2 protein-coding genes are annotated in these 15,502 nt (G+C 37.3%); both read left to right on the top strand.

From position 1 onward, the window contains the following. Positions 1 to 202: 202 nt before the first annotated feature. Entirely contained in the window at positions 203 to 1,624 is a 1,422-nt protein-coding gene (locus IWA51_RS07680; protein WP_198442003.1) for a hypothetical protein, read from the top strand. Next, positions 1,624 to 15,501: an OmpL47-type beta-barrel domain-containing protein gene (locus tag IWA51_RS07675; protein ID WP_198442002.1), complete on the top strand. Its 13,878-nt coding sequence runs from the start codon at positions 1,624 to 1,626 to the stop codon at positions 15,499 to 15,501. The genes IWA51_RS07680 and IWA51_RS07675 overlap by 1 nt, the downstream gene beginning before the upstream one ends. The last annotated feature ends 1 nt before the right edge of the window (position 15,502 follow it).

The raw sequence follows: 15,502 nt of genomic DNA, 5'->3' as shown, positions 1-15,502 counted from the left end.
TTTCAGGGATAGATTTGTAACTATCCATGCAGTTTTAAATAAAGTTTTAAAATACCATTACCTGTAAACCGCCAAATGCGAGAATTTTCTCAATTTTGGCGGTTTTTTTTTATTTTTTTTGTACTTTTTGAAAAAACAAATGCAATTAATATATAGCAAGTTTAAAAATTTATTTTTTTGTTTTTATAAAAGAGGAAGGGTAATGGAAAAGCGTTTTTTATTTATTCTGGTTATGGTTATCTGCGGAAAAATTTTTGCAGGTGCGCTCGGTGTGATTCACGACAGAAAAGACGGGGCATTTGTTTTTGAAACCGATGAAAAAAAAGTTCAGCTTTATCATGCAGACGGTTCGCTTTCTGTTAACAGACTGAATTTTGATTCTGTAATTTCTGAATGTACTGTCCGAACCTTTTTTGAAAATGCGTCCGGAGGGTTTTTCTGTTTTGGTGAAGGAAGAAGGGCAACTGTTTTTTTTGCAGATGAAAGCAATGAACCTGTGCCCTTTTTTTACGAATGCAAATCTGATATAAATAAAATTCTGCCCTTTTATTTTGAAAACGGAACGCTGGGTTTTGTTTGCTTTACTGACATATTTATAGAAGAAGTTTTTGTAAATACCAATGACAAAAGTATTAGTGCAAAAAAGATATTTGAAGTTTCAAAAAAATATAAGAAAATCTGTGAATCTGACTTGTCCCGCTTTAGTGATGTCGGAAAAGGAACTGTCACTCTGCTTGACAAGTCAGGCAGGTACGCTGTTCTTTCAGTATTCAGAAACGGCAGTGAAGTAAATTCTGCGGTTGTTGAAGAAAATCTTTTTAATCAGCCCCGTGTCAGTGCAGTTTACACAAGTGAAAAAATTCTGGTCTGCGTAAATGAAAGCGGATTAGGAACGAAGATATTTGACTGCCCGGCTTACGAAACAAAGTGTGTATTTTCATCTGAAACAAATTTGCCCTTAAAATCGTTTTCTGGAACAGCTGTAAATGACAATCCTCTTTTCTGTTTGGTGTATGATAATGGAGCAGATTCTATGGAAGTCTTTTTGGGTAACGAAAATAATCAGGTTTTTTGCGGAACGGATTTGCACAGTGCTGTTTTTCTTCCTTACAATAAAAACGAAAACTATTTTATTGCCGATTACGGAACAGAAACTGAAATAATTCCTGTAACATATTCTGATTCATGGAAAGCAAAAGAATCTGTTTGTTTTGAAAACTGTTCTTATATTTCTTTGTTTGAACATGACGGACTCGGCGCGGCTTTTTATGACAGAAATGCGGATACCATAAAATGTATTTTTCTTGATGAAACAAAACTAAAACAAACGTACGAACTTTTGTGTAGCGACAGCCTTAAAACATTTATGAATGAAAGTCTGGAAAATAAAACGGTAAATGCGCAGATGTTTTTTTCATATTCAGAGCAGGCATTGATTAATCTTTCAGGAAATATGCTGGCTCTTGATTTTGATGACGGCCGCGCAGACTTTTCTGTTTCGGACTCTTTCTGTGTTTCTTCTCTTGTCAACGGTTCGTGCTTTTGTGTCTTAAGGGATGAGGATGGACTTAATGTAAAAAAATATTGCAGCAGCAATTTCAAAAGTATGAATGGGAGAAGATAATGGTTCAGATTTATAAAAAAATTATTTTGATTTTTACACTTGTTCAGTCTTTGTTCTGTTCATTTTTATTTGCTTCTGACTTTCAGGGTGAAGATAAAGACAATCTTGTTTACATAGACATTACTGACTGCAAGGCAAAATATGTGCAGGACAATACGGCCTGGGTCAAGGGAAACAGTATGCGTTTTAACGCCAGCACTTATTCTGCAAAAGGCTGGACTACAAGGGACAGAAGCGGACCGAATTACAGCAACAATAGGCTGACTTTTTCATGCGCTTTTGACGTAACCTTTATCCTTACATGGCAGAAGGCGAATCCATCAATTGACGCAAAAGTATACTATGATAACAAAGTAAGTGTTCCGGTTTTTTCTACAAGTGCGCCTTTGATTAACGGAAAATTCACTGACAAAGAAAGTGTTTCACTTAATGTAAGAATTCCTACAGACATTTGTGACGTTCCTTCTGTTGCGGGTTGTGGAATAAGCAGTATAAAATATTATAAAGACGGAAATCCGTATACACCTCCATTTTTATCCAATTTTTCGTCAACAGTACCGACGGTGACTTTTGATACCCAGGGAAACCATTCGTTTTCTGTGTGTGTAACGGATATGCTTGGAAATACGACAACTGTTACAAAATATATTTCTATTGATTCCCAGAGTCCGGTTTCTTCAGGGATAATTGATTCTTCAAATGGAGAGTGGAGCACTTCTGATGTAAAACTTGTTGCTTCTGCCGCAGACAGTATTTCAGGAATTGATTTGAATTCATGGAAAAATTCTTTTGGTTCGGGACGTAGTTTGAATATAAGCAAAGAGGGCATTCATAATGTTCAGTTTTCGATTTGCGATTTTGCAGGAAATAAACTTGATTTTCCCGTGAAGACTGTAAGAATTGACAAGACAAAACCTTTACTGAGTGTATCTGAAGATTCGGGTGGAGTCTGGAAAAAGAAAATAAATGTTATGGCTTCTGCTTCTGATTCTCTTTCAGGTGTAGATAACGAATCGTGGGCATACAGTCTTGACGGGAAAAATTTTGTAAAAGGAAATTCTGTTATTATAAAAGAGCACGGAATACACAGCGTGGTTTTTAAGGTTCGTGATATTGCCGGCAATGAAAGCAGATGCAGTGTTTTCAATTTAAAAGTTGATTCCGTTCCTCCTGAATTGAGTTTTACTGCACAAAAATTTGTTTCGTCAGATTCACTTTTATTGAAAAATTTTACTGTTAAAGATTCGATTTCACAAAAGCCGTCTGTATTTTTGATTATGGATTCTCTTCCGAAAAAGCAGATTTTTGTTTCTCAAAATGAGTATTCACTGGACATTTCTTCCCTGAAAGAAGGTTTGCACGAAGTTTCTGTAGAAGCAGATGACGGATGCGGAAATATTTCCAAACAAAGTATTTCTTTTGTAAAAGACAAAACGCCTCCTGTCTTGAAAGATGTTGAGTTCATTTCTGCAGGAAAACGAATTGTCAGCGGCGATTATCTTGTTGCGGATTCTGATACTGACTTAAATACGGTAAACCCGTCATTTTCTTTAACTACAAGTATTAATGCAGAAGAAAAAAAAGTATGCGGTCAGGAAGGAATTTCGTGTTTTTATTATATTCTGAACGGGAAAAAAGCTGTTGCCACGGTTAATCCTGATTTTTCTATAGATTCTTTTGTTGAAGGAAGAAATATTATTGGCTTTTATGCAGTTGATAATGCAGGTAACAAAAGTTCTGTCAAAGAATTTGTGTTTATTAAAAACAGTGCAGTTCCGCTTGAGCCATCGGTAAAAAGTTCGACCCACAAAATGTCTTACAATTCAAAAGAAGGCTCGCGTGAAAAGACAGCATGTATCAGCATAAATGGAGGAACGGCAAATTCTGATATAAGTGACATTGTATGGTCTTTCTATAAAGGGTCTTTGAATTCTTCCGGAAAAATAAATGAAAGTTCTCTTGTGGTTTATAAAAATATGTCTGACATTAAAACAGGAGGAAAACTGCGTGAAGAAATTTATTTTGAAAATCTGGATGACAATATGGAAGGTGAATTTTACTGTTTCAGAGCATATTCTGTAGGAAAGAATGGAAGATGCAGCCGGGCAGCCGAATATGTTTTCAGAATTGATACTTCCCCGCCAAAGAATTTTACAATGTGGCTTACCCCTCAGATCGATTCTGCAAAATGGTATTCTGAAAGTTCTGTTAACATTAACTGGTGTCAGGGAACTGACAATACTGGAATCAAAAACTTCGCTTACTCTGTTAAACCTGTTTTACAAAGTGAATCTGTTTCAGAACCCGAATGGATTGAAATAGAAAACAACGGGCTTATGAAGAAAAAAATTACAGTTTTTGAAAGTTCTGAAATTTCTCTGAAGATTTTTGATAAGGCCGGAAATGAAGATGTTCTTGTTCAAAAATGTCTGATTGATGTTGTTCCACCAGAATTTGCAACGGGTAAGGGAAGTGTTCAGTGGAGTGGAAAAACGTATGTTTCTGAAAGCAGCCAGAACATGGATGATGCAAAAATCCAATGGGGAGATGTGAGTGATCGCGGTTCGGGTATGGACTATATTTTGATTGATTATGGTGCCGGGAATAACGTTACACTTTCTGCAACAGTAAAGGAAGCGGTGCTTAAGGATCTTGATGAAAATAAGTCATATTGTATAAATGTTTATGCCTTTGACAAAGCAGGAAACAGTTCAAAGAAAATGTTTATTCTTGCTGGAAAACATATGAGGGAAGATGAAACTTTTGAATTTGATTTTAACCAGAATATAAAAGGTATTTGTGTTTCGGGTAAAATGAGGCAAAGTGTTTCAGGTGAAAATTTCGAAGTTGTGAATGCATCGCTGTCTGTTCCCGGTATGCTTTCAGTGGACTGTGAAAATAAAAAAATTGAATCTGTTCCTCTTGATGTTTCAAAGATAAAAATTTCTGAAGGGGAAATACAGGAATGTGTAGCTGTAGAACCGTCTTTGAAAAATAAATATACTGTTTCTGCATGCAACTGGGAGTTTCAATGCCGTTCTTTTGGATTTACAATTTCAGAAGGATTCGTATTTTATGATGTATCTTATTTTCAGGAGACATCTTCTGGACGTAATCAGGAAATTTATTTTGATAAAGTCACAGCAGGTTTCCCTGCAGAATTTGTTCCGGAAAGCAAAGCTGCAAAGACAAATTTGTTGTCTGTAAAGACTGACACATTTACTGTGAAAGATATTGATTCAGTTCAACTATCTGATGAAAAAAAATATTTTAACGGAAATGCTTATGTTGTGCCGGCAAAACTGAATATAGTTAATTCAGAAAATGAAAAGAAAATTCCGCTGCATAATATTTCTGTTTCCGTGGATAATAAAAGTCTGCATGCAGAAACTGATTCCGCAAAATCATTTTATATTACAGAAAACAATATAAGAATGTGTATTGCAGATGCTTTCGTCTTGAGCTCATGCATTAATGTCAATACGGCATCTTTTGTTGTAAAAAATTCTTCAGGTGATTTTTTTGATATTTATGTACATGATTTTGTTCTTGATGAATCTTCAGGTAAGGCTGATTTCTCATACTCCAATTTTACATTCAGAAATGAAAAAGGCGATATTGTAGATAAAATAAATTTTGGAAATGTTTATATAAAATCCGAAGATGTTCATTTTGATTCAAACGGGAAAATTGTTTGTTCTGGTTCATTAACTGACGGTGAAAATGAAATCTGTTCTGTCAGTGATATTTATTTCGATGCCGGCCAAATTGATTTTTCTGAATCAAAGATCAATTCAGTTTCTTCAAGCGTATTCGGATTCCCTCTTGAAATATCTGATGCGTCTGTTGTTGCAGTCAATGGAAAATGCGGTCTGCTTGTCAAAAAGGGATTTATTACTGCTTTTGATAAAAAAATTGCCGTTGGTGGACTGTGCGTTAATACCTGTGATTTTAATGATATCATTTGTGAGAGTGAAATTTTATTTGATTTTGAATTACACACGGATTATGGAACTTATATCAGGTTTGACAAAGGAACAGTCAGTAAAAATGGTGTTACCTGTAATCTTCAAATACCTGTTCCACTTTCAGAAAATCCTGTTTGCGTTAATTCTGTTTTACTGGAAAGTGACGGAAGTTTTTCTGCACGCAGGAAATATTCTGATGATGAAGTCCCTGTCAAAGTTTTTTACGGGAATTATTCTTTTGCTGTACGTGAATTTGTTTTTGACGGAAAATCTTTTCTTGTAGAAAAAGGGTTTCTTGACTGTTCAAAATTGAATTTGATGTATGATGGAAAACGACAGGACAGTATCACTTTTACCGGGGCAGAATTTACTTACACATCAATGACGGCATCACCTGAATTTGAAGAATCAGGTTTAAGTTATGTTTCTGGGAACTGGGAACTGAGTATAAATAAAATGTTCTTCGTCTCTGGCGCTTTGCAGTGTTCAGGAAGTGTATATAAAGAATTTGAGGAAGGTGAATTATATCTTGCCTTCAATTCTTTTGTTGTAAAACCTGACGGTAGCTTTTTGAGTGGTCTGTCGACTTCTGTTAAAGAAGAAAATATACTTGTAATTAATTCTATTCCTGTTTATATATGCTCAAGCCGTTTTATTCAGGAGTCAGAAAATAACAGCCTTGTACAGTGTTCATCGCCCGTTTTGGATTTCCAAATGTCGGGAATAGATTCTATCATACTTGGAAACACTAAAATTTCTTGTGACGGCAGTATTGAGTCAGATGCAGTTTACCGTGATTTTGTATTTGATTCTGCTAACGGTTACTCTGTAAACGCTTCGGGCGTAAAACTGGATAATTCAGGAATCGGATTCAAGGGTATTCTTGTGTCAACAGAAATAAGTGGATGCTGTGAATACAATGATTTCAGAATACGTTTTTTTGCAGACGGTTCCGTTTTTCCTGATTCGCAGTCGGGTGACACTTTTACTTATGAATATGCAGGATGGGAAATAGAAGGTGTCGGTTTTTCAAATGACGGTGAGTATACTATTATAGAAGAAAATTATGTAACGTTCCGTGACGTTCGGTTCAATCTGGGACGAATTAAGTTTGATGCAGACGGACAGGCTTTAACAGTTGTTAACGAACAGAATGTTAAAATAAGTTTCTCTTCCCAAAATGATATCCTGTATGAAACCAAACTTACAAAAAATGGAATTGTAGCCGGATTCCGGGTTTCGATGCCTTCTTCTTTAGGCAGCCAAACTTTTGATTATCCTGGTGTAAAAATTTTTCCGGACGGTTCGTGTTCTTCTTCTGGTTCTATAAAGGGTTTCTCATTTGAACTGGGAATGGCTGAGTTTGAGATAGGTGGAATTTCTCTTTCATCCAATGGACTAATGCTTATTGACTGCAATATATTTTTTTCCGGCATTGATGACGGGGTTTCCGTTTCGATAGGAAAACTTTTTATAGAAAACGGATGCATCGTAAATATGGAACAGGCTTCTGTTACTCCTTTTGAAATATGGAACTGCTGGTTTTCTATTGAAAATTTTGGTATTACCGGCAACGGAATTTCTTTGAGTGCCTGGATGACTCTTCCTTCTGATTTTCCAGGTATTCTGTCTGAGCGAAGAATATATGTAAAGGAACTTTTTATTGACTGGACAAACGGTCTGGAAAAAATCGATGCTACAGCAACCGGTGAATATGTTATTCCTCTGTTTGGTGACTGGAAAATTGCCTTTTCAGAATTTAATGTGTTTGCAAACAACAATGATGCCGGACTTGGTTTTAAACAATGCGGACTTATTCTTCCGCCTGGATTTGCTGTTTCAAAAGTTTCGGTCAGTGATATAAAGATGAATCTTTCTTCCGGGACTGTTTTGTTTGATTCAATTTGTGCAGAAACAGATATTGATTTCACTTTCGGTGGTGTTAGTTTTAGCTTTGATGAACTGACCGTACACAGTTCTGGTAGTGTAGGATTCCACGGTGGTGCCTCGTTTGATGACGAAAAGTTTCCGGAGTTTTTGCGCAGTGTAAAAATTCCCGATGCATATCTGGAGTTTGCATCTGACGGTTCAATAAATGAATGTCGGGTTGCTGCGCAAAATATCCACGGAACTATCGGAAGCGGAATTTATGCTCTTGCTGTAAAAAATGCAGATATTCTTTTTGAAAAAGACAGTGAAGAAAAATTCATTCTTGATGTTTCAGGAGAGGCAGGTTTTACGGAACATGCTCCTAAAGATCTGGCAAACCTGTCGCTTAAAATAGATGAATTTATTGTAGATGCGAATTCCGGAACAATTCGTTCGTTCAAGGCCGGTGCTTATGGTATGGCTTTTTCTTTCGGTGGGGTACGACTTTGTGATGCTGGAGCATATGTTGCGACTTCCTGTGAAGATGAGGGCTTTGTTTCTTTTACGGGCAATCTGGTGCTACCGGATGCTCTTCCAGGGGATCTCGGTGGAACAAAAGTTTCTCTCGATGAGTTTACGCTGGGCCTTGACGGAAGTGTAAAAGCTTTTTCTGCTTCGTATATTACAGATGAAGTTTTGTCGCTTTTAAAAGGTTTGTACCTTAAGAAAACAAATATTCTTGCGCAGTATACGGGCAGTGATGTTTTGTTCAAAATAGATTCGGGGATTTTTCTTGATGAAAAAACTTTCCCTTCTGGACTTGGCGGAACATCGCTTGACGCAAAACTGTCGTTTGACTCAACCGGATTACTGGATCTTGATGCTTCATGTAGCCTTAGTGACAGGGTAATTTTGAATACCCTTGTTACAAGAAATGCCTGGATCGGAATCAGGAAGACAGAGAACAGTTCTATTGAAGTTTCCCTTACCGGAAATCTTTCTTTTGCTCCAGAAACAAAACTCCCGCAGGCTGTCGCTTCTTCCACATTCGTAATTGATGTTTTGAAATTCAATTCTTCGGGAACATTATTGGATTTAAAGGCAAGTGCATCTGCAGGAAACTTCGGTTTGTTCAATGCAGTCAGGATTGTCTCACCAAAACTCTTTCTTTTAAAAGGAACTGCAGGTGATATTATCGTAGATGTCGGTGGCGGACTTGAGATAACAGCTGCCGGTGTTCCTGACAGTCTCAAGAATTCAAAACTCAATATCAAAACTTTGCGGTTTTCTACAACCAAAGGAATGCTGTCATTCAATGCCGCTCTTACAAGTCCTGTGAAGTTTACGGTGCTTCAAGGATTGGATTTAACACTCAAATCACTTTCTCTAAGTTCTTCAGGATTTACATGTTCTGCACTTTCAGAAATGAAATTCCAGGGACCTATGAAAGGTGTTTCTTTTTTACTCAATAATTTTGCTATGTCCTGGAACGGAAAAATTCTTGACATAAACGGCGGTCTTGATTCCATGGATATTGAAATTGCCGGATTTAAGGGCTCAATTGAAAAATTGAATTTCATTAAAGATGATAAATGTTCTGACGGTTTTGCTATCTGCCTTAAGAAATGTAAGGTTGTATTTCCTGCAAATATGGGAAGCTTAAGCGGAACATCTATGGAGGTAGAAAACGCTTCTTTCAAAAACGGAAAGTTTACCGGTGTGTTTGCCGTTTCTGTTCTGGAAATAAATATTGCAGGTTTTGCATTGAAGATACAAAGTCCGCGGTTTGACTTTTCCGACAATTCAATAAAATTCAGTTCTGTAAAATTGGTTGGTCCAGCACTTTTGAATTCGTCAATGATTGCGCTTTCCAATGTAAAAATAAATCCTTCTTCAGGACTTTCATTTTCCGGCGGTGGTTTCTCTCTCCCGGACTTTTCTTTGGGAGGAAAAATAGGATTCAGCAGAGTCCGTGCAGAGTTTGGAAACAATAACGGTATTTGGTCTGTTTATGGAACTGCAAGAATGTCTGTGCCGAATGCCGGGGAAATGGCTGCACTGATAAGTTTTACAAATCCATCTTCCGAGTATCCGATTGGTTTGAAAAGAGCGTATTTTAGTTTTGAAACTGCAAAGGGAGTTATAGGTATTCCAATTGGTACCACCGGACTTTATATGAGTGGAATCCGTGGCGGACTTGCCTATGGGGCACCGGATGAAGTTCCGTCTGATATAAGACATATGTTTAAAAAAGGAATACGCATTCAGCTTGGACTTACAGTTGCAGACAAAACAGGAGGCTCTCTTGTAAAAATGACTCCTGATACCTGGATTGATGTTGAAAATCTGACATGGGCATTCAAGGGAAATCTAACTGTTTTGAAAGGAAGCCTGAATTTATCTGCAAATGCAAGCGCTGTTTTTTCCAGGGCGGGCTTAAGCACAGAAGTGAATGTTAATCTTACATTTATAAAAGGCCGGATTGAACTGTACATTTTCGGACGGAACGGACGCACAATGTTTTCGGGAACAGGCAATGTCGGTCTTTCTCTTGAAAAGGGCAGCCTCTATCATACTTCTTTCAAGATATTTTGGAAAAGAATAACTATAGATATTCCGCCATGTAAAATAAATCTTGGGAATACAGGAGTTGAATTCGGGGATTTCAGTAACGGGAAACGCGGGTTTAAGGCCTCTGCATATTTTGACGGTTTCGGAACCTTCGGTGTTTTTGTATCTGACAATGGAATGAAAATCGGAGATGTATCTACCTATAAAATTGTAAGACCTGCAAATTCATTTTCAAATAGATCCGGAAATTATTCTTTGAATTATGAAAAACAGAATTATAATATGCCTCTTTCACAATTCAATTTGAATGTAAATGAAACTGTTGAATCAGGAATCAATAACCATCCGTTTAAGGTTTCTGAAAATCTTCATTCAAGGATTATTTCAGAAGAAGAGAGCGGGCAGGGCTTGTATTTTGAGCGCAATATAATTCAGAAAAATGAAAAGGCAAAAGCAAGACTCGACAGAATAGTTTTTGTATGTGCTTATGCCGAAGGAAATCCGACTTTCAAGGCTGTGTCACCTTCAGGACATATTTATATTGCCGGGGATGAAAATGTCGAAACATATTATTACGAAGACTGCGTGATGTTTACGGTTCTTTCGCCCGAAAACGGTGACTGGAATTTTATAGTCGAAGGAATAGAAAAGGGAATGTATTCTGTTGATGCACTTACTGTTGAAAAGAAAGCAGAAATTGTTCTGGACAGCCCTTCCGGGGAAATAAATACAGACGGAGCAGTTTTGGTTTCAGGAAGAATTGTATCGGGTTATACCAAAAAAGTACGTTTAAACGCTTATTCGGAGGAAACTGGCACTTATGTTAATTTGGCTGAAGTTGATGTAAATGAAGACGGAAGTTTTGTAGAAAATATTTCCATTGAACAACTGGCCGATGCAAATTACACGCTTGGAGTTTCAGCTTTTGATTCATCTGGAATTCCGGAACAGGTTTCCTGTTTTTCACCTTTGATTCACTTAAATAGAGAGAATGCTGTTCTGAATCCTCCTTCAGAATTCCGAGTCTGGAAAAACTCTGATGGTGAATGTATTTTTGAATGGGACGAAAATATTTTGGGGAATATTCGTGGATACGTTCTTGAAATATCTGATGAAGAAACCACTTTGATTGATGCGGGAAAAGTGTCTGCATATACTACATCAATTCCAAAGGGCAATTTTTCGGCACGGATTAAAACTGTTGATGTTTACGGCAGGGAAAGTAATTTTTCAAAAGAAATATCATTTGACAGTGAAAGCGTATCAAAAAAAATCAATCTGCCTGTTATAGAAAAAAATCCGGATGCAATTATACTCCGTTCAGGTGAAACAGATTCTTTCGGAATAAAAACTTCTGTAAACAATTTTGAAGAAACAGATGATGCATATTCGTACTTTTACGGAACTGTTGACAAAATCAATATGGATGGAACCGGTTATGACGCTTCTGAATTTATAAAAGCAAATTTTGATTCTTCCGTAAAAATTGAACGGGACACTGCAGGACTTGTTTGTTATGTTTCTGTATCAGAACGATGTACACCAGGAAAATATATCCTTCAGGGAAAAATTTTTAACCGTGGAAACCCGTCGCTCGAAGATGATTACTCAATTGGAATCAACGTTGAATACCCGAAGCTTGCAATTTACAGAACTGAACCTTCTGTAATAACAGAAGAATGCGGTCCGGATTTATACGTGTACGGAGAGGGCTTCGTCAACGGAAGTAGATATTATCTTGATGGCAGTGAATTGTTTGCAGAAGAAAGTGAAGTTGCTTATGTTAAGTCAAAGCATCTTGTGTACAGCGGAGATCTTATGTCAAATAAATCAAGAATACTCAGAATAGAAAATCCTTCAGGGGATTGTGCCGAATACTGTATTCCTGTGTCTAAAGACATCTGGACTTTTGAGCCGTGTCAGGAAAAGCTGGTTCTTGCCCCTGGTCAAAGCGGAATACTGCCTGTTGATTTTACCGGTAATGCAAACTCTGCTGATGCACCTGTGTTCAGAATAGAAGGTCTCTGTGACGGGCTTGAGGTAAGATTACCTGACGTTATTTCTTCAGGTGTTGAGGAATTTGTTTTTACGGCAGCAGATACTACTGTGCCGGGAACGTATGATGTAAAATTTACAGACGAGTCCGGTGAAAGTATGTATGTAACCGTACAGATTGTATCAGAAATAAACGAAGTAAATCCCTGTATTGCCTCGGTTGTTCCGTTCTCTGCTTATGCCGGGGATGAAGTTTGTGTTTATGGAAGTAACTTTAATCAGGAATCAGTCTTGCTGCTGGATGGAAGGAGTATTGCTGTTTCTGAAATAAATTCTTCATGTATAAAGTTCAAAGTGCCTGATGAAATGAGCAGTGGAAAACTTCGTGTTAAAAACGGTGAATATTATTCTGATGAATATTTGTTCTATGTTCTTGAAAGAGGTTTTTCAATTCAGTGTAAGCCGTCTGTTTCCCTTGCAGATGGAATTGTGTCCGACGTGCGTCTGTTTGTTGCAGGAAGCAGACAGAGTGTTGAACTGTCAGTTTGTGTTCCCGATTATGCTCCGTTTACCGCGGAACTTCAGAAAAAAACTGTTGTGCCTGACTGCGAAAATTCACTCAAACTGATTCCAAAGAAGGAATTCAAAAGCGGGGAGTGGCAGATTGTTGTTTCGGGAAAAAGTGATAATTTTAATTCCTATGCTTCTGTTATTGTAAAAACCTGCGGCCTGCCGAAAATAGACGACTCTGCAGTTTATGATGCAACGGTTAATATTCCGTACAGAGCTGCCCTGTATTGTGATTCAGAATATCCTGCAGATTCATTCTTCGTCGAAAGCGGAAATCTTCCTTCGGGACTTTCGCTTGATGAAAACGGAATTGTTTACGGTGTACCCGAAAGAATTGAAAATACCTGTGCGACAATTGGTGTTCTGTATAACGGGGGATATTCTGTTACAAAGGAAGTAAATTTTGTTGTAAAGGACAATTCATGGACTTGCTCTTCAGTACGTTCTGATAAAAATCAGACTGTGGGGTTTGATATACCTTCCGAGTTTGTCAGAAAATGGAGTTTGAATTTAAATACTCAAATCAATCAGATTCTGGCCTGTGATTCAACTTTGATTTTTGTCGGGGAAAAATCTGTCAGCTCTTATACACTTTCTGCAAATTTGAGATGGAAACGAGAATTTGAGTCTTCAGTTTCTGATGCTCAAATCAGCGGAAATTACCTGTTCGTTTTGTTCAGCGACAACTCCGTATGCTGGTTTGACTACAGAATGCCGGCTGTTGATTTTAGAAGTGAGAATGTTTTGCATTTTGTATCAGGTGACAATTCTGTCCTGTTTATTGAAAAGAATAAGATTACCGAATTAAACTCAAATACTGGGGAGAAACTTGCTGAAAAAAATATCTGTCTTGAAGATGCATTTTATTCAAACGGACAGTTTTACGGTATTTTGCCCGCGGGAAAAGAAGTTGTTTCACTTGAAGATACTGGAAAACATATTCTTCTTGATTCTAGCATAACAGGAACAGCGGGCGGTTATGGAAAAACTGTTTTGGTAACTGAATCATCGGTTTATACAGTTGATCAGAATCTTAAAATACAAAAACAGTCTTCATGTATGCAGAATTCAAAGTCTTTTGTTTCGGTAACTGATGATTCAGTTTATGTTCTGGCTGATGACAGCCTGTATGATTTTGATTCGGAAACACTGGAACTCAACAGAAAAATTTGTGAAGGAGTACGTGCGTTTGCAACCGCAGAAAATAAAATTGTTGTTCTGCTGGACTCTGGAATAGCGGCCCTTAATAAATATGATGGAAATGTAATATGGAAAGACAAAGCATTGGCTTCGGATTTTATTCTGTACAATAAACAAATCTTTGTTTCCTGCACAAACGGTGAAATTGTGTGTGCAGGTGGCGAACTGAATAAATTTCTTCCCCAAACCGAAATTGAATTTATTCCAAGGAGTCCTGACGGCGTTAACGGTTGGTACAAAAACATTCCTTCCGTAAAAATTAATTGCACTGACAAAGACGGATATGTTGCAGAAACAAAAGTGAATGTGTCAGGATTATGGGAATCTTATGAAAATACGATTACTCCTGACAGAACTGAAGCCAGAATCGGCGCCTATGGTATTGATAATTCTGGTCAGACTGGACCTGCCGTTTATTCTGAATATAAATCAGACAATGTTCCGCCTGAAGTTTCTGTTTCTTTGGAAGGAGAAAAAACGGACAGCGGATGGTATGACGGTTCTGTTTATGTAAGTCTAAGCGGTTCTGACAATCTTTCAGGAATAGATTTTATGGAACTCAACGGGGAGGTGTATTCTTCACCGGTTCTTATATCAGAAGAGGGAATCGCTGAGTTTGAATATTATGCCCTTGATATTGCAGGTAATGAAAGCGAACGCAAAAGTATTTTTATAAATATTGATATTGATGTACCTTCAATAGATCTTGAAGTCAGAAACTCAGTGTCTTCTGCGGTAGTCAGTGCAAAGGGATATGACAAAGCATCAGGTATAAAACGAATCGAATATAAAGAAAAAGACGGTGTGATAAAAGAATACAAATCTTCGCTTCTGATTATGGACGGAGGACAACATGATTTTGAATTCCGTTCTGTTGACAATACCGGTAAGACGAGCGAATGGAAAAAGGTATCTGTTTTTGTCTGGGAATCCCTGAGAAAAAAAGATGATCTTATTCTTTTCCCGAAAATAAACGGAGTAAAAAGAAGTGTGGAGCGTTCAATGAAAAAGGCTTCCTTTATGAAGTACCTGTCAGAAACAGGAATATCTTCTTCTGATATTCCTGGGTACATTCTTGAATCAGAAACTATCAGCTGGTCAAAAAATGATCTGTGCATGAAAGAAAGAAAATCCATTGATTTTTATATATCACGGGATTCTTTTGTTTATCTGATATGTGACAGGGATTTTTTGCCGGGAAAAGACTTTGTTTTCCAAAAAAATATTGGAATGAAATCTGCATTGTTTACAGCGAAGATTCTTTCAGGAACTTTTGTTTCTTTTGATGTTGGTGAAAACAAACATATACCGGTTGTAGGCGCAGTCGATGTTCCTGAATTAAGTGTTGCTTTGTTTAATGGAAAAGTCGCCGACTTGAATTATTTAAAAAAAGGATATTTTACAACCTACAATGCCGGTGAATCAATTCTGCTTTCTGCAAAGATTTTTGGAGAAGGGGTTTCAACTGTTCCAATGACGGGAACATGGTTTGTAATATCCGGTAATTCAAAGATTCCGCTTGGCGGAAATATATATAGAATTCCTTTGGTAAGGGAAGATAAGAAGGTTAAGTTTGTGTATGAACTCCGCTCACCTGCAGGAACCCTGGAGAATTATTCTGTAATGCAGGTTGATGTAAAAGGAATGAATCATATTACAGATGCATGGGATTTATCGCTAACTGAAAATTTTATCTGGAGGTAAC

It is taken from the genome of Treponema peruense, from assembly GCF_016117655.1.
Lineage (GTDB): Bacteria > Spirochaetota > Spirochaetia > Treponematales > Treponemataceae > Treponema_D > Treponema_D peruense.
This window is presented reverse-complemented; position numbering and strand designations above follow the sequence as displayed.